The organism is Chloracidobacterium sp., assembly GCA_016715795.1.
Classification (GTDB): Bacteria; Acidobacteriota; Blastocatellia; order Pyrinomonadales; family Pyrinomonadaceae; genus OLB17.
Window position 1 is genome coordinate 673,266 of sequence record JADJXP010000001.1, and the last position, 18,647, is coordinate 691,912.

At 55.2% G+C, this 18,647-nt stretch carries 17 protein-coding genes; 6 read left to right on the top strand and 11 right to left on the bottom strand.

The window, feature by feature from the left end:
• Nucleotides 1-17: 17 nt before the first annotated feature.
• Nucleotides 18-1,670 carry a M1 family metallopeptidase gene (locus IPM59_03075; GenBank protein MBK9214569.1) on the bottom strand — a complete coding sequence of 551 codons (1,653 nt, stop codon included), beginning with the start codon at nt 1,668-1,670 and terminating at the stop codon, nt 18-20.
• Between the two features lie 191 nt (nt 1,671-1,861).
• Complete coding sequence (locus IPM59_03080; protein MBK9214570.1) at nt 1,862-3,526, bottom strand: M1 family metallopeptidase; 1,665 nt, start codon at nt 3,524-3,526, stop codon at nt 1,862-1,864.
• Nucleotides 3,527-3,589: 63 nt separating this feature from the next.
• Here IPM59_03080 and IPM59_03085 point away from each other — a divergent pair, with 63 nt between their 5' ends.
• On the top strand, nt 3,590-4,249 hold the full coding sequence (locus IPM59_03085) for a peptidylprolyl isomerase (protein ID MBK9214571.1): 660 nt from the start codon (nt 3,590-3,592) through the stop codon (nt 4,247-4,249).
• On the opposite strand, the gene IPM59_03090 is transcribed toward IPM59_03085, so the two are convergent.
• The 5 genes from IPM59_03090 to IPM59_03110 all read right to left on the bottom strand — a co-directional run bounded on the left by IPM59_03090 (nt 4,236) and on the right by IPM59_03110 (nt 7,827).
• On the bottom strand, nt 4,236-4,622 hold the full coding sequence (locus tag IPM59_03090; protein ID MBK9214572.1) for a VOC family protein: 387 nt from the start codon (nt 4,620-4,622) through the stop codon (nt 4,236-4,238). The genes IPM59_03085 and IPM59_03090 overlap by 14 nt on opposite strands.
• 1 nt (nt 4,623) lies before the next feature.
• Nucleotides 4,624-4,938, bottom strand: coding sequence for a tetratricopeptide repeat protein (locus IPM59_03095; protein ID MBK9214573.1), 315 nt, complete (start codon nt 4,936-4,938; stop codon nt 4,624-4,626).
• A gap of 39 nt (nt 4,939-4,977) precedes the next feature.
• Nucleotides 4,978-6,006 carry a radical SAM protein gene (locus tag IPM59_03100; protein ID MBK9214574.1) on the bottom strand — a complete coding sequence of 343 codons (1,029 nt, stop codon included), beginning with the start codon at nt 6,004-6,006 and terminating at the stop codon, nt 4,978-4,980.
• 118 nt (nt 6,007-6,124) lie between these two features.
• Complete coding sequence (locus tag IPM59_03105) at nt 6,125-6,649, bottom strand: GNAT family N-acetyltransferase (GenBank protein ID MBK9214575.1); 525 nt, start codon at nt 6,647-6,649, stop codon at nt 6,125-6,127.
• The gene (locus IPM59_03110) at nt 6,649-7,827 is read right to left on the bottom strand and encodes an acyl-CoA dehydrogenase (GenBank protein MBK9214576.1); all 1,179 of its coding nucleotides are present in this window, start codon (nt 7,825-7,827) and stop codon (nt 6,649-6,651) included. Before IPM59_03110 ends, IPM59_03105 begins: the two co-directional genes overlap by 1 nt.
• 78 nt (nt 7,828-7,905) lie before the next feature.
• Between IPM59_03110 and IPM59_03115 the strand changes: the two genes are divergently transcribed.
• A complete protein-coding gene (locus tag IPM59_03115; protein ID MBK9214577.1) occupies nt 7,906-8,955 on the top strand; it encodes a flippase-like domain-containing protein in 1,050 nt (349 codons plus the stop codon).
• Here the strand turns inward: IPM59_03115 and IPM59_03120 are convergent.
• Nucleotides 8,952-10,742 (bottom strand): SLC13 family permease, encoded by a 1,791-nt coding sequence (locus IPM59_03120; GenBank protein MBK9214578.1) that lies wholly within the window; start codon nt 10,740-10,742, stop codon nt 8,952-8,954. The two genes, IPM59_03115 and IPM59_03120, sit on opposite strands and share 4 nt — an antisense overlap.
• 285 nt (nt 10,743-11,027) lie before the next feature.
• Between IPM59_03120 and IPM59_03125 the strand changes: the two genes are divergently transcribed.
• Both IPM59_03125 and IPM59_03130 read left to right on the top strand, forming a co-directional pair.
• The gene (locus IPM59_03125) at nt 11,028-12,578 is read left to right on the top strand and encodes a serine hydrolase (GenBank protein ID MBK9214579.1); all 1,551 of its coding nucleotides are present in this window, start codon (nt 11,028-11,030) and stop codon (nt 12,576-12,578) included.
• A gap of 70 nt (nt 12,579-12,648) precedes the next feature.
• Entirely contained in the window at nt 12,649-12,849 is a 201-nt protein-coding gene (locus IPM59_03130) for a hypothetical protein (protein ID MBK9214580.1), read from the top strand.
• Between the two features lie 63 nt (nt 12,850-12,912).
• Here the strand turns inward: IPM59_03130 and IPM59_03135 are convergent, their stop codons facing one another.
• Genes IPM59_03135 through truB form a run of 3 tightly spaced genes read right to left on the bottom strand, consistent with a single transcriptional unit; the run spans nt 12,913 to nt 15,527 of the window.
• Entirely contained in the window at nt 12,913-13,662 is a 750-nt protein-coding gene (locus IPM59_03135) for an aminotransferase class IV (GenBank protein ID MBK9214581.1), read from the bottom strand.
• Nucleotides 13,649-14,617, bottom strand: a complete 969-nt coding sequence (locus IPM59_03140; GenBank protein MBK9214582.1) for an alpha/beta hydrolase — start codon at nt 14,615-14,617, stop codon at nt 13,649-13,651. Before IPM59_03140 ends, IPM59_03135 begins: the two co-directional genes overlap by 14 nt.
• A gap of 10 nt (nt 14,618-14,627) precedes the next feature.
• Nucleotides 14,628-15,527, bottom strand: coding sequence for a tRNA pseudouridine(55) synthase TruB (gene truB / locus IPM59_03145; GenBank protein MBK9214583.1), 900 nt, complete (start codon nt 15,525-15,527; stop codon nt 14,628-14,630).
• A gap of 36 nt (nt 15,528-15,563) precedes the next feature.
• Between truB and IPM59_03150 the strand changes: the two genes are divergently transcribed.
• Nucleotides 15,564-16,124, top strand: coding sequence for a RecX family transcriptional regulator (locus tag IPM59_03150; protein MBK9214584.1), 561 nt, complete (start codon nt 15,564-15,566; stop codon nt 16,122-16,124).
• 383 nt (nt 16,125-16,507) lie between these two features.
• Nucleotides 16,508-18,646 carry a dehydrogenase E1 component subunit alpha/beta gene (locus tag IPM59_03155; protein ID MBK9214585.1) on the top strand — a complete coding sequence of 713 codons (2,139 nt, stop codon included), beginning with the start codon at nt 16,508-16,510 and terminating at the stop codon, nt 18,644-18,646.
• The last annotated feature ends 1 nt before the right edge of the window (nt 18,647 follow it).

The following is an 18,647-nucleotide window of genomic DNA, read 5'->3' on the forward strand; positions in this document are numbered from 1 at the left end:
TATGTTGAGCTTCCGGCCTACTGTGCCCTAAGCACCCATCCATTTGGATCGATGGCTGGCGTGGCCCCAGAGAATGCCACGCTGCCGCGGCCATTCGGCATCTCAACCCGCTGCGGCTTACCGTTGATCACAACATCGATCGGCATCGGGAAGGGCAGATCACCGGGTGTTTCCCATCGCAGTTCGAGCCTGCCAGCCTTTGAGTCGGAAACCAGTTTTGGCAGCTTCGGTTGGCGGAGGTAAAGCTCAAAGAACCAGTCGAGTTCGCACGCGCATTCAGCCTCGGCGATCGTTAGGAAATCATCGGTGTTGACGAGCCGCTCCTGTCGTCCGTCAGTATATGTCTCCATCACCTTGCTCGGATAGGCCATATGCCTCAGGGCCTTGAAGAACGCTTTGTCGCCGATCAGGTACCTGAGCGTATGGAGGATATACGCGCCCTTACCGTAGATGTCGCCATCGGATTTCGTGTAGTCCGGCTCGGCCATATAAACCTGATACGCGATCTTCGCTTCGCGAGGAGCAATGGGCTGCTTGTTGCGGAATCTGGTCGCGGTCGCTGCGATCTTCTTCATATAGGCATCTTTGCCGTGCAGATATTCCTGATAGAGCGCGTCCATATAGGATTGAAAACCTTCATGGATCCAGAAATCACGCCAATCGCTCGCCGTTACGAGATTCGCCCAATATTCGTGGCCAAATTCGTGCAGAAGAAGAAAATCCGTTCCGTCCTTGTCGTATTTGAAGTGGTTGCCGTAGGCGATATTCGTCGAATGCTCCATCCCGAGATGCGGCGTCTCGGAGATGCCGACCTTCTGCGAGCGGAAAGGATACGGCCCGAGATAATGCTCGTAATATTTGAGATATTTCTTCTGCTCGGCTATGAGGCCAGCGGCCTTGTCGGCGTCCTCAGGCAGAACGTAAAAGAAGATCGGCATCACCACGCCGGAGATCGATCGATAAGAATCTTTGACGACCTTGTATGGCGCCGCGTTAAAGACGATCGAGTAATTCGCGATCGGATTCGTCATACGCCAGTTGTATGTCGAGGTGTGGTCGCGATTCTTCTTGATATTGACAAGTTTTCCCGGAGCCGTCGCATAGAGCGGATCGGGCACGGTGATGTGCATCGAGACGGTCGCCGGTTTGTCCGATGGATGATCCTTGCAAGGGAAGAGCAGATCGGCACCGTCATTCTGCAACGCAACGGAGATCCAGTCGGCGCCGTCTTTCGTCTTTTCCCACATAAATCCGCCGACCCATGGCGGACGCGGTGCGACACGCGGCGTCCCCGAATAGACGATCTTCGTCTTTATCGTCTCGCCGTCCTGCTTTGAATACGGGAAGTAGATCCAAATTTGGCCGTCCTTGCGAATATATCGCAGCGCCTTGCCGTTCTCGGTAACTGATTCGACATTGTATGGCGTGTCGAGATCGAGCACGATCACGTTCGAAGGGATGACGGCCTTTGCGGTCATCACGGTCGTTCCCGTTATCGACTTCGTTGCGGGATCGGCCTTGAGCGAGATGTCATAATCCTGAACGTCAAAGACCGCCTGCTCGAACATCAACGGCCCGCCGGTCTTGGTCGGCTTTGCTCCAAGCTCACGCTGCCCAAATGATGAAACCGCAAACAACGCGATCGCTGCAAACGCATAAAGTGCCTTCATAACACCGAAACTCCTTGAATTGTCGAATTGAAACTTTCTCTTAGCATACGCCAAAGTCGCCAGAAAGGTTTAGTCCGCAAGATCGATCTCGATCGCCTTTTCGCGTTCGCCCGTGCGGACGTATGCACCGGAGAGGGTGCCGGCCGGATGTCAACGCAAATGAACACTTGCGACCGCTCGTGTTTCCGCCTTTAGTGCTGAGCTTTTAGCACCCAGCCGTCCGGATCGACCTTCGGGGGCGCTCCGGAATACGTGACCGAGCCTTTGCCGCCGGGCATCTCGACGCGTTGCGTTTTGCCGTTGAGGAGTACGTCGATCGGCATCGGGAACGGCATATTGTTCGGTGTATCCCAAGAGAGCAGCATCTTACAGTCCCTCACACAGTCGGCCGGGATTGCGGTGACGAGTTTAGGCAGGTTTGGCTGACGTAGATACACCTCGAAGAGCCAGTCGAGCTTCATACCCGAATCTTTCTCGGCGGTGGTCAGAAAATCGTCGGTTGTAACGAGGCGTACCTGGCGCCCGTCGGTGTAAGATTCGTGAGCTTTGTCAGGGTAAGCCATATGGCGAAGGGCGTTGAAAAACGCCTTGTCGCCGATCAGATAACGCAGTGTATGCAGGAAGTATGCTCCCTTGCCGGCGATGTCGAAGTCAAGGCTTGTGTAATCAGGTTCGGCCATATAGACTTGGTAAGCGATCTTCGGTTCGCGTGGAGCAACGGGCCGTTTATTGCGAAATCTGCTCGCGGCTATTCGTTTCATATACGCATCTTTCCCGTGCAGGTATTCCTGATAAAGAGCGTCCATATAGGATTGAAAACCCTCATGGATCCAGAAATCACGCCAGTCGCTCGCCGTGACGAGGTTCGCCCAATATTCGTGGCCGAATTCGTGCAGCAAGAGGAAATCCGTGCCATCCGCATCGTATTTGAAATGGTTGCCGTAGGCGATATTCGTCGAATGCTCCATCCCTAGATGCGGCGTCTCGGAGATGCCGACCTTCTGCGAGCGGAAAGGATACGGCCCCAAATAGTGCTCATAATATTTGAGATATTTCTTCTGCTCGGCTATGAGGCCAGCGGCCTTGTCGGCGTCCTCCGGCAGAACGTAGAAGAAGATCGGTATTACCGTACCGTCGATCGAACGATACGAATCCTTGACGACCTTGTACGGTGCGGCATTGAAGACGACCGAGTAGTTCGAGATCGGGTTCGTCATTCGCCAGTTGTATGTCGAGGTGTGGTCGCGATTCTTCTTGATATTGACAAGTTTTCCCGGAGCCGTCGCATAGAGCGGATCGGGCACGGTGATGCGCATCGAGACGGTCGCCGGTTTGTCCGACGGATGATCTTTGCAAGGGAAGAGAAGGTCCGCACCGTCACCCTGCAAGGCGATGGAGATCCAATCTGCGCCTGACGGGGTCTTCGTCCAAATAAACCCTCCGATCCACGGTGGATTCGGAGCGACACGCGGGGTCCCCGAATAGGAGATGGAAGTCTTGATCGTATCGCCGACCTGCTTGGTCATCGGAAACCATATCCATACCTTGCCGCCTTTACGCTCATACCTCAGGTCCTTCACACCGTCGGTCAATTTACTGATCGCATACGGTGTATCGAGGTCGAGCACTATGACATTCGTCGGGATGACCGTCCTCGCCGTCATTACGGTCGTGCCGGAGACCAACTTGGTCCTCGGATCAGCGCTGACTGAGATTTCGTAGTTCTGTACATCGAATGCCGCCTGCTCAAACATCAGCGGCCCTCCGGTCTCTGTTGGCCTGACTCCGTGCTCACGCTGCCCAAAGGCCTGCATGGCGAGGAGAAGGATAACTGCTAATGCGATCGAACGTTTCATTGCTACTGCTCCCGTACCGAGTCGTTTATACTGAATCTCTTGAACATACACGAAACCCGCAGAATGTTAAAGACGGCTGTGTTGTTGTCCGCCGTGGCCGCGTCCTCGGCGATGATCACGATGGCCCAGGCGCCGACACCCGGTGTTAAGAAGGTCAATGACCGGCCGCCTGATAAAACCACCACTACCATCGAGCCCTATGACAGGGCAGACGTGAGATCAATGGCCGGGAAATGCGTGACATTCGACACGGAATCCGGAATGATCGAGATAGAACTCTATCCCGAGCATGCACTCGAATCGGTCAGAAACTTTCTAAATCTTACGGCATTGGGGTTGTTCGACACGACCACATTCAGCAGGGTCGTGCCGGGCTTTGTGATCCAGGGGGGCAATGTCTGGACCAGAGCAGGCGCCGTGACCCACACCGTCGGGATGCGTGCGCGACGCACAGTACCTGACGAGCCGAACCGCATTCTTCACGAACGCGGCGTTGTGTCAATGGCCCGCGGCGACGAGGCGAATACAGCAACGACCAATTTCTTCATCCTCGTTGATAAGGCGTCCTATCTGGACGGCAAATTCGCCGCCTTTGGCCGTGTGATCAAAGGCATGGACATTGTCGATACGATAAACAAAGCTCCGGTCACCGGCGAGAAGCCTGACAAACCTGTCCGGATCCTAAAAGCGACAGTGGCCGAATGCAGCACTAAAGCTCCTTAGCGAAAGCGAGGACATGGCCGTCAGGGTCTAGGCTGTATGCCGCCTCATGGCCCCAGTCGCGTGCTGACGGCGAGCTAAGCTCAACGGCTCCGGCCTTTATGGCCCGCTGGTGATAAGCGGCAGCATCATCGACGACCAAGTAGACCTCAGCCCTCGGTGTCGCGCGAGCGGCATCGAACCTCTCCGTCTCGATCCCCAATAGCCGCGTCGCCCCGGCCTCGGGCATCAAACCCAGGACCGCTCCTTCGCCGAGATCGAATTCCGTCATGCCGGGCACGTTCAGGATAGGTTCGAACGCAAGTGCGGCAGTGTAGAACCGAGTGCTCTGCTGCTGGTCGCGGACATACAAAATGATATGACGTTTACGGATCATCTCAGTCGGCGAGGTCCGTCTCGAGCGTCATGCGGTATTCATTTGCCATCGACGGATGGCCGTGGGCCAATGAAACATCGATCCCCTTTCGATACGTCTCGATCGCCTTGTCGCGCTCGCCGCTCTGTAAATAGGCGTTGGCCAAAACACCGTAAGCGTTTCCCTCGTCTTCTGCGTTTGCGAGATATCGCTCAAGCAGGTCGATCACCTTATGGTGCTCGCCCGATTTCTCGTACTCTTTTGCGAGCCCGAACATCACCATCGTGTTCGACGCATCGTCAGCGAGCATCTGCTCGAAAACGGCAATTCTTTCCATAGTTAGATTCTGGACGCAATCAGGCCGTAACGCAACGGATCAAAAGAGCCTTTGCTGGACAAACTCGATAGATTCGTCGGATCCGGGCAACGGTGCATTTTTTGTCGCATTGTCGCGGACATTGAATCCAAGACGGCTGGCGTGAAAATCGAATAGTCTCTTTGTAACTTCCCACTGCTCGGTCCGGCCTGTGGAGCGTTCCTTATATGAACGGTGCCGCAGGCTGCCGCCGCGTTCTCGCTTCATCGTATTAACGATCTTCGCGACGCGGGTCGCGGGCAGTCGCTCGTTCATCTTTTGAACAAAATACTCCTCGATCGAATCGGTGTCGATATGCAGCATCGACATAAATGCACGCGTTGCACCCGATTCTCTTGCCGTTTCGAGCAGGTCCGGAATGTCGGGCTCATTGTATCCAGGAATAACCGGAGCAACGCCGACGCCGGTCGTTATGCCCTCGTCTGACAGCATTTTCATCGCCCGAAACCGTGCCTCCGGCACAGGCGTATAAGGCTCGAAGGGATTCGACTTCTCTTTGGTCAAAAACGGCAGCGAAAAGAATACGGTGACCTCTAGTCTTTTCAGGATTTCGATATCGCGGGTGACGAGCGGCGATTTCGTTATTACGCCGACGGGAACGCGAAAATCGGCACAGACATTCAGACACTGTCGTGTGAGTTCATAGCTCGCTTCAAGCGGCAGGTATGGATCCGTAGCGAACGAGAAATCGAGATGCGGCATCCGGTCGCGGCATTTCTTTAACTCTTCTCGCAAAAGCTGTGGCGCATTGAGTTTGACGACGATCTTTGTCTCAAAATCGGTTCCTGCGCCATAGCCGAGATACTCATGATATTGCCGTGCAAAACAATATGTGCAGCCGTGGACGCAGCCGCGATAGCAATTCACGGTGTAACGCCAGCCGCCTTCCCAATCGGACGCAAAAGCCTTAGTGATGACCTTCTTTGTTGCGGTTTCCTCAAAAACCTCCAACTTTGTCGGCGGCGGCTCGCCGACGTACTCGGCAGAGTACTTGTTGTATGGGTTGGGAGGGTTCTTGACGACTCGCACAGATGCAACGTTACTGCATTTATAAGGAGTAAGCAAGTCTGCCACAGAGATCACAGAGGCCTCGGAGAAAAGGAAATTCTTGTCTCCGTATTCTCTGTGTTCTCTGTGTCCTCTGTGGCTATAAGTTCTTCTGCATCAGGAGATCGGTTTGAGGGTCGGTGCCGAGTTGGAAGGTGTGTTTGCCGACGATGGTGAAGCCGTTCTTTTCGTAGAATCGCTGCGCACGCGGGTTGTATTCCCAAACACCGAGCCACATTACGTCTCGGCCTTCTTCAACAGCGCGTTCAAAGCATGCATCCATTAAATTCTGCCCGACGCCTTTGCCGATATATTCCTGGTGCGAATAGAGGCGATTCAACTCGACCGGACGCGTCGCGGTAATTCCGGGCTCTATGGCGTCGATGATGATCTTGGCGTAGCCGGCCGGTTTGCTCTCGACTTCGGCGATGAGAAAGATATTCCTCGGCTCGGCGAGTTCTGCCGTTATCTGCTCAAGGTTAAACGCCTGCCGCATATAGTGATCGAGATCGTCCGGTGCGTTCTTGGGATGATGAGCGAACGCATCCCAGAACGTCGTGTAGGCAAGATCGGTAAGGAGCTTAGCGTCCTCGACGGTGGCCTGGCGGATCGAGATCTCGGACATTACTTACCGGTGGTGATGAGTTTGGCGATCGTCTGAAGCTGCATGTTCGATGTGCCCTCGTAGATCGCTCCGATCTTGCTGTCTCGCCAGAATTTTTCTACAGGATAATCCTTGACGTAGCCGTAACCGCCGTATAGTTCGATGGCCTTGGATGCAACGGCCTCCGCACAGCGTGACGAATAAAGCTTTGCGATGGCTGCCTCCTTGAGGAATGACTTTCCGGAGTCCTTCAGACGTGCGGCGTTATAGACCAATAGCCGCGTGGCTTCGATCTCGACGGCCATTTCCGCGAGTTGGAACTGAACGGCCTGAAAGCTATTGAGCGCGGAGCCAAACTGTTCGCGTTCGGCAGTATATCCGAGAGCGGCCTCGTAGGCGCCCTGTGCGATGCCGAGCATTTGGGCGGCGATGCCGATACGGCCTTCGTTGAGAGTTTCGATCGAGACCTTGTAGCCCTTTCCGACCTCGCCAAGCACGTTTTCCGCCGGCACTTTACAGTTGTCCAGGATGAGCTCGGTCGTCGATGATGCACGAATGCCGAGTTTGTCCTCTTTTTTGCCGACTGAGAATCCGTCGAAGCCCTTTTCGACAATAAATGCCGTAATGCCCTTGTAGCCCGCGTCAGGATCGACCGTGGCGAAGACGAGGAATATCTCGGCTTCGTTACCATTCGTGATCCAGAGCTTTTGACCCGTCAATTCGTAGTGGTCGCCCTTATCGACCGCGCGAGTCTTGAGGGCGAAAGCATCCGAACCCGAGCCCGCTTCGCTCAGCGCGTATGCACCTACTCGGCCGGTCGCCATTTGGGTGAGGTATTTCTTCTTCTGATCGTCCTTTGCCCAGCGCATGAAAGCGTTTGTCACCAGCGTATTGTGCACATCGACAAACACCGAAACGCTTGCATCGACACGAGCAAGTTCCTCGATCGCAAGGATCGCGTTAAAGATCGTCGAGCCCGCACCGCCATATTCTTCCGGCGACTCGATAGCCATCAGGCCGAGTTCGAAGCACTGCTTGATCAGGTCGGCGTCCAGCTTTCCTGCGTGCTCCATTGCCTCGACCTTGGGCCGAACCTCACCCTCGGCAAATTCGCGCACCGACGCGCGAAACAATTCTTCTTCTTCCGACAAAACGGTCAGCCCTGCATTCAAGAGTGCGGACCCGGTTGCTGTGCTCATGTTATATCCCGTACGTTTTTGTTAATTAAGTTTCGATAAAATACCATTTTAGTCACGCGAGGCGGCAAAGGCAATACATTGGACCCTGCAACCCGGCCCCCGACAATTCCCGAGTCAAAGTTTAACCGTATCACGCTGATCGCGGTGCTGATGACGCTTGGCGGCATCACCCTGTTTGGCTATTTCATCTACGCTGTCGGCTTTCGTGAGATCTGGAACGGCATCGTTCGGTTCGGATTTGCAGGCTTTGCCGTCATCCTAGCCCTGTATTTTGGGCGGGTATGTGTCAGGGCCTGCGCTTGGAAGCAGTCTGTCCACGAACCGTATGGTTTGCGGCTTCGCGATACGGTGCCGGCAGTCGTTATCGGCGAGGCCATGTCAAGCACGATACCGCTCGGAATCCTTATCAGCGGCACATCGAAGGCTGTCGCTGTCCGCAGGCGGATACCGCTCGTCGCCGGCCTCTCGTCGGTCGCGACCGAAAACCTCTTTTACAGTCTGATAACAGGCCTGTTTCTCATCAGCGGCGCCGTGCTTCTACTCGGTGTTCATGCCCTTGACGAGGGCGTGACATGGCTACTGGGTCTGCTCATTTCGGTACTTCTCATTCTGATCAGCTCGGGGATCGTCATGGTCGTTCGCCAATGGCATTTTGCTAGCTGGATCACGGGGTGGTTTTACTCCAAGGGTGTTCTGCGACGATGGCTCGAGGGCGGCCGGGCTGCGGTCCGACAGTTTGAGGACCTGATATATGGCTTTTTTCGGCGGCACCCACGGCGTTTCCTGTCAATCTGCATTTTTGAGGTCCTGTATCATGCCTTCGGTATCGCCGAGGTCTGGTTCATCCTCAGCCGGCTCAGTGAGACGTTTCCGTCGTTTACAACCGCCTATCTGCTCGAATCCGTAAGCCGACTGGTCACGATAATGTTCAAGCTGATCCCATTCCTCATCGGCGTTGACGAGGCCGGGGCAGAGTTCATTGCCGAGACCGTCTCGTTAGGTGCGGGAGTCGGCGTAACGCTCGCGATAATACGAAAAGGGCGGATACTCTTTTGGACATTGACCGGAGTTGCTCTGATCGTAAAACGTGGGATCTCGATATCCGAACTGCTACAAAGGCGTCGCTAGAGCGGCCAGAATACGGGCACGAGCGTGATAGACACGATGAACACAATGACGGTGAGGATCGCGCCGATCTTGACGAAGTCCATAAATCGGTAGCGGCCGGGCGTATACACAAGCACACAGGCCGGTTCGAGCGGTGTTATGAATGAGAACGACGCCGCGTAGGTAACACCGATGATAAACGTGCGCGGCTCCAGCCCCAATGCGAGAGCCGTCTTGATGGCGACCGGCAGCACGACCAGGGCTGCCGCCTGATTCGACATCGGCTGGGTTAGAGCGACCGTAAGCAGAAAGAAACCTGCAAGCACAGCGGTGCCGCCAAACTGACCGAAATAGACGTTGATCAGGCCGGCAAGATACCTGTCGGCCCCGGTCGATTCCATTGCTACGCCAAAGCTCATCATGCACGCGATCAGCACCAGCAGCCTCAGGTCGATAAGGTCATACATCTCAGCGTAGCGGACGGTTTTCGTCGCCAGCAGCAACATGACGCCGATCAGGACGCATACCGCCAGCGGGATGTCATAACCGGTCAGGGTGCCGGAGAGTGAGAGTGCGAGGAATACAAGAAAGGCACCAATTGCCGATCGACGCTTCTCTATCCTAAAGCTGCCCTCAGATACATCTTCGAGGAGGATGACCTCGTTCTCCGTAACGAGCGGTTCGATGCGGTCGCGGCGTCCCTGAACCAGGAGAACGTCGCCAAACCTCAGTTGGACCTCGCTCAACTTCTCGATAAATGTTGCGCCGTGGCGATTGATCGCCAGCACTGTCAGCCCATAGCTCTGTCTGAATCGTAATGTCTTGAGTGTGTGTCCCACCAAACGCGAATCGCGCATTATCATCAGCTCAAACAGCTCGACGTCCTTGCCCTCGAGCAGGACATCGGCAAGCATAAAATCAGGCTTGATCTCGAGCCCGACCGCTTCTTTGATCCGCAAGATTTCGCTTACCTGTCCCTCGACTATCAGCGAGTCGCGACGTTGTATCCTCTCTGTCGGCTCCGGCGCTATGATCCTTTCGTTACCGCGGACGACACCAAGGACGTTAAGTTCCAGATCAGAGCTGAATTGAGCTTCATCGAGCGTCTTGCCGACCAGTTCTGACTCTGGCAGCACGAGCACCTCTGAGATGTATTCGCGAATGTTGTATTGTTCGGTGAGGGAATCACCGCCGCCGCGTATCGGGAGCATTCGACGCCCGATAAACAACATATACAGTAGCCCGAATGCGAACGTGATGATCCCGACCGGTGCCAATTCAAACATCGAAAATGGCTCTTGGCCGTATCGCTGAATAGCACCACTTACTGCTAGATTCGTCGAGGTCCCAATGAGCGTACAGCTTCCACCGAGGATCGCACCGAACGCCAGCGGCATCAGCAATTTTGACGCCGGGATCTTTGTCTTAGCGGCGAGGCCGATCACGACGGGCAGGAACATCGCGGTCGTGGTCGTGTTTTTAAGCACTGATGCCGACGCGGCGGCCATGATCATTATCAACGCTGTCAGAACGAACTCATTATCGCCCGCGATCCGGCTGATACGGCGGCCGATCAGGTCGACCAAGCCGGTCTTTATCAAACCACCGACAAGAATGAACAATCCGCCGATCGTGATGATGACATCATTCCCAAAGCCCGCGACCGCCTCCTGCACGGTCAAGACCCGTGTCAGGATCAGGGCGATCACGAGCAGAATGCCTATGACATCGACGGGCAGCTTCTCGGTCGCAAACAGGATGATCGCAACGAGAAGCAGCAGGAGAGTTACCGCAATATCGATTGACATTTGAGCCAAGGATAGCCGATATCAAATGATTTGAAAAGAAAACGAAACCCGCTGTCGGCCCTTTTTCGGCCTCTTGATTAATTGTCATTAATTACCTGTCGTGGTTTCCTTTCAAAAGTTAGTGTCACTCGTACGATGAAACAGTTATACTTGGAAGATATTGTTTCAATCTTAAGGTTTGTGTGAGAGTTTTCTAATAATACATATGAACCACCTCAATGTTGTGTGTCCATAGTCAGAACCGCCGCGTGAGCGGGCGGCCAATTTGGATCGACTTCTAATGACATGAAAAAGATCAACTCAATCATTCTTGTGCTCCTCGTTGCCGCGTTTGCCTCGGCGCAAACTCTGGACGACAAACTCAAGGAGATCGACGATTACGCCAATACCGTGATGGCCACCTGGAAAGGCCCGGGCATGGCGATCGCGATCGTAAAAGACGATAAAGTGGTCTCGGCCAAAGGCTACGGAGTTCTTAAGCTTGGCGAACCCGCCGCCGTTAACGCCGACTCGGTTTTTGCCATCGCGTCGAATTCAAAGGCATTTACGACCGCGAGCCTAGCGATCCTCGTCGATGAGAAAAAGCTCAACTGGGACGACAAGGTGTCAAAGTATCTGCCTGATTTCCAGATGTACGACCCGTGGGTGACGAACGAATTGACGATCCGAGATCTGGTGACGCACCGCGTCGGGCTGGATACATTCAGCGGCGATCTGTTGTGGTATGAAACGACGTATGCGCCCGACGAGATACTGCGACGGGTCAGGTATCTCAAGCCTGTATCGAGTTTTCGGACGCGTTTCGGGTATCAAAATTTGATGTTCATCGCTGCGGGCAAGGTCGTTGAGAAAGCATCGGGCCAATCATGGTGCAGCTTTGTCACCGAACGGATCCTGACGCCGCTCGGAATGGCGCGAACAAGGTGCAGTATAAACAACCTTCCCGACAACGCCGCGTGGCCGCACAACGAATCGGGCGGCACGCTGCGGGTGCTGCATCGCGGGAATGTTGACGGTTCGTACTCGGCGGCGGCGCTCAATTCGTCGGTCAACGACCTCTCAAAATGGGTCCGCACACAATTGGCCAAGGGCAAATTCGGTGACAAGCGGATCTTCAGTGAGCAGCAGTCGTGGGCGATGCACCAGCCATACCTTGCGCAGCAGGTGTCGATGGCGGCATCGCGAAACAATCCGACAACGCATTTCAGCGGTGTTGCTATGGGTTGGTTCGTCTCTGACTATCACGGCCGAAAGATCATCAATCACAGCGGCGGGCTTGACGGGATGTTGTCCTACACCGTCCTTATCCCCGAGGAGAATGCAGGGTTTGTCGTGCTGACGAACAATGAGTCGCCGTCATTCGCGATCATGATGAATAAGATCCGCGACGTTCTTGTAGACGCTCCTAAGCGCGACTACAATGCCGAGGCCGTGACGCGCGTCGCCAACAACAAAGCGGAGGACGCTGCCGATGCCAAAGCCGTCGATGACGCACGCGTCGCGGGCACTAAGCCGTCGCTTGCCCTGTCAAACTACGCCGGAACGTACGCCGACAAGCTATATGGCGACGTTGCGATAGCGGAAGAGAACGGTAAGCTGGTCATGCGATTCCTGCCGTCGCCGAATTTTGTCGCCGACCTTGAGCATTGGCATTACGACACGTTCCAGATCAAATGGCGTCCGTCGGTCGCCTACAATTTTCCACGAGGGTTTGTGACCTTCACGATCGACAAGAACGGCAAGACCGACCGATTAACTGTCGATCAGCCAAACAATGATTTTTGGTTCTATGAATTAGACCTGCGCCGCAAACCAGAGATGGCAAGCAGCCGATAGCTCGACAAAATAATGGCGATATGTAAAAATCCTCTTTCGATTTCGTAAATAGGAGAATGGGTTTAAGTTAATGTCAGAAGAAGCAGTTCAGCCGGCCGAAACGGCACCCGAAACGCCGGCCGCTACCGAAGAGGTACACTTTCAGGCCGTCGAGAAAGAAGGCGTAGTGACGGCCATCTGGGAAATGCAGGGCCTCAAACACCTGCGGACCATCGACCCGCGTTCGGCCGAGGGCAAACAGATCCTCGCGTTGTTTGAGACCGCAGGTTAGGAAGTTTGGCAACGAATTAACACGAATGGTCACGAATTCAGGTTCGTGGCTGTTCGTGTTTTCTTATTGCGGAGGCCACAGGCCGAGCAGCGTGTGGTTGCCTCCGCCGAGACGTCGGTCGTCGAACTCATCCACTCGCACGATGCCGAGGCCGGCGGATGTCAGGAATATCGCATCGGCACCATCCAATTCATCGATCTCAGCCTCAACCTCGTCACAGTCAATATTCTCAAGCACATATTCGCGCGTCGTCCCCGGCAAACATCCCGTTGACAACGCCGGTGTGTAAAGCCTGTCGCCCTTTAGCCAGTACACATTCGACATACAGCCGCCTGTGATATGCCCACGTTCGTTGACACGAATACCCTCGTGAAAACCGCGATCTTTAACCTCATTGATAGAGATGATGTTCTCAAGATAATTGCACGATTTCACTCCGACCAAAGGCGAACGGGAATTGACCGGATACGGCGAGACCGTCAACCGGAACCGTGACGGCGGTGGCCGCATCTGGCCCACTATGATGTGGATCCTTGTCGCATGGTCGGGATTGCTACCGGACCAGATATTGCTCGGCCGCTCGTCGCAGAAAGTTACGCGGGCGCGGCCCTCACAGAGGCCGGAGGTTTGGACTGCTTCGGCAATAGCTGTTTTCGTCGAGATCTTCGAATACGGCGAAAGGTCAAGATCGATCGTCTTGGCGTTATTGATCAATCGCCGCCAGTGCTTTTCCCATAACTGCAGTTCGTGGTTCTGAACGGCGACTGTTGTGAATACACCAGTCCCGTAGAGTGAAGCACTAGACTGTTCCATGCCCCTCGCTGCCACAAAACTGCGTGACTATCGTTGCAAACGAATTGCTGCACTCCTCCTGCGGCACGTGCCCGCAATCTCTTAGGACAATGAGGCGAGAATCGGGCACGGCATCACGGAGTTTGTAGCCGTCCCTGATCGGGATGACGGTGTCATCTTCGCCCCAGATTATGAGAGTTGGTTGAGTGATGAGGTGGGCGTCGCGTTCGATGCGGTTTGCGGACCAGTTGCGTGACGTGGCCAGCAGGCTATGGTGGCCGTCGGCGCCTAGCAGCGGGCGGCGAACGCCTTCGATACGTTCGTCGGTGATCAGGTGATGGTTCGCCTTTGCGAGCGTGCCGTGCATGCGGTGACGCAGGAAGAACCGCGAGTCTGAAACAAAAGGCGTCATGATCTCGCCGATACCGGGAAGCGCTCCCAACCGCAGCACCGGATGCGATTTGAGATCGTCATTGATCACCGCATCGACGAGAACGAGTTTTTCGACACGTTCGGGATAATCGAGAGCAATTGTCGCCGCGACGGCTCCGCCATATGAACTTCCAACGATCGTCGCCTGCCCGATACCGAGCCGCTCCAGAAACCGCGTGACGATTCTGGCCTGAGACTCGATGGAATATTCAAATCCACGCGGCTTTTCGGAATAACCAAACCCTACCAGATCGACCGCGATCACGCGAAATCCGGCGTCAGCAAGCATTGGCGCTACTGTTTTCCAAACGAACAGAGACGCAGTGTAGCCGTGGACCAGCACCATCGGCGGGGCCATCGGCCCGCCAAACTCCTGATAATGCAGCCGAATCCCGTCGACCGAAACAAATCTCGACCGGTCGGAATGCGGGACGAGGCCGATGACTTCGTCCCAGCGAACCGTCGCCGGACGCGTCAACATCTTGACGGCGACGGCCGCCGTGGCCGCTCCGCCAATGACCAGTGCCAAGTCTCGTTTCCTCATCGACGTAATTCTATACCAAAACAACCTTTGGCCGAATTGACGCTTCGGCCTCATCATAAAGGCCGACCGCGATCAACCTGCCTGCATCCGTCAGCATCCTTACGGCCTCACCGTCCGCAAACGTCATGTCTTCGATCCGCGTCGAAAGGCCGTTCAGTGTTCGCCTCGCCCTTTCTTTGCTCAGAGCGAAGCGCGCAAGGTGCGACACCGCCTCATCCATTGGCAGCAGTCTCGATCCTGGCTCGTCCATGCTTCCGAGTTCATCGAGCGTAACGCTCTGCGACAATTCAAACCGACCCGCACGCGTCCGTCTCAACTCGGCCAAATGCGCTCCGACACCGACGGCCCGGCCGATGTCCTTGGCCAGCGTTCGGATATACGTTCCCGCGGAGCAAACAACGCGGAATTTCAGATTTGAGATTTCAGATTTGAGATCCTCGCGAAGAGGTTCGACGATCTCAAGTTCAGATATCGTGACGCCTATCGACTTTCGTTCAATCGTCTCGCCCTTTCGAGCGTACTCGTAGAGCTTTCTCCCATCGATCTTTTTCGCCGAGTACATCGGCGGCACCTGCATGATCTCGCCCTTGAAGTGCGGCAGAGCGGATTCAATGTCCTCGGTCGAAACCGATCTGGAATCTGAAATTTGAGATTTGAAATTGCCCGTCGTATCGCCCGTATCAGTTTCACCTCCAAACCGCATGGTAGCCAGATATTCCTTCTCGTCCTTGTCCAAAAACTGCGCGAGCCGCGTCGCCTTGCCAACGAGCACGACCATCACGCCAGTCGCAAATGGGTCGAGCGTGCCGGTGTGGCCAACGCGCCGCGTACCGAGAATACGACGAACTTTTGACACGACGTCGTGCGACGTGATCCCCGGCGGTTTGTCGATGACCAGAATGCCGTCCACCGGCTAATTTTAGAATGCGTTGGTTAATAATGCACAATGAAGAGCGTGTCGTGGCGAAAACGGACCCGAACGCTTGATGACGCCGACCGCGTTGTGAACGACCGTGAACGCTCACGTGAGCGGACGATGAACTGCGCCGTCAAACTGCTCGCTGCCAAACCGCGTTCGGTTGCGGAGCTTCGCGAACGTCTGCTCGAAAAGCTCTGGACGGATGCTGAGATCGTCGACGCCGTGATCGAAAAGCTCAAGGAATACAACTATCTCAACGATGAGCAGTTCGCCCGCGACGTGGCCGTTTCAAAGCTCCGCCAAAAACCACAAGGCCGCCGCCGGCTGCAAATGTCGATGTCTCAGAAAAAACTGGACAAAGAAACCATCGATGCCGCCATTGCCGAGGCATACGAGAAACTGCCCGAGGAACAATTGATCGACGCGGCGATCGAGAAACGGCTGAGGCTCAAGGGCAAACCGGCGACGCGGGACGAAATGAAGAAACTTCACGACCATTTGCTGCGGCAGGGCTTTTCCTACGACCTGATCCGCGACAGGGCGTCGCAACTGCTGCTTGCCGAGCGGGATCGCTCAGAAAATGCTTGACTTTTGGGTGAGTTGTGCTATACTTGCAACAGTTTACGGTCTTTGACAGCAGGTTTGGCCACACGTGTGGCATAAACCCCGTTTTTGCGCGAAATTCGCGGAACGCGGTCTGAAAACCTATATTAAACTTAATAGATGCAATATTTACAGCGTTCCGCCCTGGGGTGGAACACGAGCGGAACGCACCGGAACGTTCCGGTACACCGAGCAGGCAAACCCTGTTTGGGACAGTTGGGACACTGGGACATGTGCGACAAATGGGAAATGGGACAAGGGAAGGGCAAAAGTAAAAAGGTAAAAGGCGAAAATTGCCCGCAAATCGGGCATTTGCTATCTTAAATGATTGCGGAATTAGCGCTATTTACTTCAGTAAGAGTTACTAGATGACGACTGCGACCAAAAAGAACGGTAAGGCCTCGGCCGACAAATATCACGGCCTCGACGCCGATACGCTTGTAGGGCTTTACCGAACGATGTACCTGTCGCGCCGGATCGACGACAAGGAGATCCAGCTAAAGGGACAGAACAAGATATTCTTCCAGATCTCAGGTGCAGGGCACGAAGCGGCCCTCGTCGGTGCGGCCCTGGCGATGAAGCCGGCCTACGACTGGTTCTTTCCATACTATCGCGACCGAGCCTTGATGCTCGGCCTGGGCATGACGGCTCAGGAGATGCTTTATTCGGCGGTTGGAGCGGAAGCCGATCCTAATTCGCACGGCCGTCAGATGCCTTCGCACTGGGGGCATAAGGACTTGAACGTTCCCTCACAATCGTCATGCACGGGTTCGCAGGCATTGCACGCGGTCGGTGCAGCCGAGGCGTCGTATCGGGCGTCGCTTGTTAAGGAACTGCAGGACAAGATCACCGGTTTCAAGGGCGACGAGGTCGTCTATATGTCGGTCGGCGACGGTACCACAAGCGAGGGCGAGTGGTGGGAGGCTCTCAACACGGCGTGCAACCTCAAGCTGCCCGTCATCTTCTGCGTCGAGGATAATGGTTACGCGATCAGCGTACCGGTCGAGGTCGGAACGGCGGGCGGCGATATTTCAAAGCTGGTCGCGGGATTTCCAGACCTTTTCATCCAAAAGTGCGACGGCACCGATCCGCTTGAGTCGTATGCGACATTCAAGCGTGCGGTTGAATACTGCCGCGAGCGGAAAGGCCCGGCCTTTGTTCACGCAAAGGTAATTCGCCCGTATTCGCATTCCCTTTCAGACGACGAAAAGCTCTATCGCCCCGACGAGGAGCGAGACGCCGACGCTGCGATCGACCCGATCCGGACATATGCTGAGTTTTTGATCAACGAGGGAATCGCAACCGGCGATCAGCTTGAGGCATTAAGAAAAGAGGTTGACGACGAGGTAAACACGGCCGCCGATATCGCAGTCGAAACGCCGCAGCCCGAAGGGCCGACGGCATTGCGGAACGTTTTCTCGCCCGACGTCGATCCGACCGACCGACAACTATTTGACACAGAGGACGCTGCGGAACTCTCGGGCAATCCCGGCACGATGGTCGATCTGATCAACCGCTGCATGCATGAAGAGATGGAACGCGATGCCCGCATCGTCGTATTTGGCGAGGACGTGGCAGATTGCTCGCGCGAAGAATATCTCGACATCGTCAAGGGCAAAGGCGGCGTTTTTAAGGTCACAGCCAATCTGCAGCGTAAGTTCGGTTCGGCCCGCGTTTTTAACTCGCCGCTTGCCGAGGCCAATATCATCGGACGTGCCGTCGGCATGGCCATTCGCGGCCTAAAGCCCGTTTGCGAAATACAGTTTTTTGATTACATCTTTCCGGCGATGATGCAGATCCGAAATGAGGTCGCCCTGACCCGCTGGAGAAGCGACGGTGACACAAAATGCCCGATGGTGATGCGTGTGCCGGTCGGCGGTTATCTAAAAGGCGGTGCGGTCTATCACTCGCAGTCAGGCACGACGCTCTTCTCGCACACGCCGGGCCTGATGATCGTCTATCCGTCAACCGCACTCGATGCGAATGGCCTGCTGAGAACCGCGATCCGCTGCGACGATCCGGTCCTGTTCCTCGAACACAAGCACCTTTACCGACAGGTCTACAATAAATCCGCCTACCCGGGAAGCGATTTTCTGATACCGTTTGGTAAAGCGAAACGCGTCCGTGAGGGCAGCCACGTTTCGATCGTCACCTACGGAGCGCTCGTCGAACGTTCGAACCAAGCCGCAAAACGCCTCGAAGCCGATGGCATCACCGTCGATCTCATCGACCTCCGCACGCTGGTTCCCTACGATTGGGAAGCTGTCGCCGAGTCCGTGAAGAAGACCAGCCGCGTAATCGTCGCCCATGAGGACCCAATTTCCTACGGCTACGGTGCCGAGATCGCCGCCCGCATCTCGAACGAACTCTTCGAATACCTCGACGCCCCGGTCGGCCGCGTTGGCGCCACCGATACCTTCGTCGGCTACGCCCCGCAACTAGAAGATTTCATCCTGCCGCAGTCGGAGGATGTCGAATCCGCAGTGCGGGAGTTGATGAAATACTGAC

Excerpts from the sequence above, each read along its gene's own strand:
- IPM59_03075 (MBK9214569.1), bottom strand. The coding sequence starts at position 1,670 with ATGAAGGCACTTTATGCGTTTGCAGCGATCGCGTTGTTTGCGGTTTCA.
- IPM59_03080 (MBK9214570.1), bottom strand. The coding sequence starts at position 3,526 with ATGAAACGTTCGATCGCATTAGCAGTTATCCTTCTCCTCGCCATGCAG.
- IPM59_03085 (MBK9214571.1), top strand. The coding sequence starts at position 3,590 with ATGTTAAAGACGGCTGTGTTGTTGTCCGCCGTGGCCGCGTCCTCGGCG.
- IPM59_03090 (MBK9214572.1), bottom strand. The coding sequence starts at position 4,622 with ATGATCCGTAAACGTCATATCATTTTGTATGTCCGCGACCAGCAGCAG.
- IPM59_03095 (MBK9214573.1), bottom strand. The coding sequence starts at position 4,938 with ATGGAAAGAATTGCCGTTTTCGAGCAGATGCTCGCTGACGATGCGTCG.
- IPM59_03105 (MBK9214575.1), bottom strand. The coding sequence starts at position 6,649 with ATGTCCGAGATCTCGATCCGCCAGGCCACCGTCGAGGACGCTAAGCTC.
- IPM59_03110 (MBK9214576.1), bottom strand. The coding sequence starts at position 7,827 with ATGAGCACAGCAACCGGGTCCGCACTCTTGAATGCAGGGCTGACCGTT.
- IPM59_03120 (MBK9214578.1), bottom strand. The coding sequence starts at position 10,742 with ATGTCAATCGATATTGCGGTAACTCTCCTGCTGCTTCTCGTTGCGATC.
- IPM59_03125 (MBK9214579.1), top strand. The coding sequence starts at position 11,028 with ATGAAAAAGATCAACTCAATCATTCTTGTGCTCCTCGTTGCCGCGTTT.
- IPM59_03130 (MBK9214580.1), top strand. The coding sequence starts at position 12,649 with ATGTCAGAAGAAGCAGTTCAGCCGGCCGAAACGGCACCCGAAACGCCG.
- IPM59_03135 (MBK9214581.1), bottom strand. The coding sequence starts at position 13,662 with ATGGAACAGTCTAGTGCTTCACTCTACGGGACTGGTGTATTCACAACA.
- IPM59_03140 (MBK9214582.1), bottom strand. The coding sequence starts at position 14,617 with ATGAGGAAACGAGACTTGGCACTGGTCATTGGCGGAGCGGCCACGGCG.
- IPM59_03150 (MBK9214584.1), top strand. The coding sequence starts at position 15,564 with ATGAAGAGCGTGTCGTGGCGAAAACGGACCCGAACGCTTGATGACGCC.
- IPM59_03155 (MBK9214585.1), top strand. The coding sequence starts at position 16,508 with ATGACGACTGCGACCAAAAAGAACGGTAAGGCCTCGGCCGACAAATAT.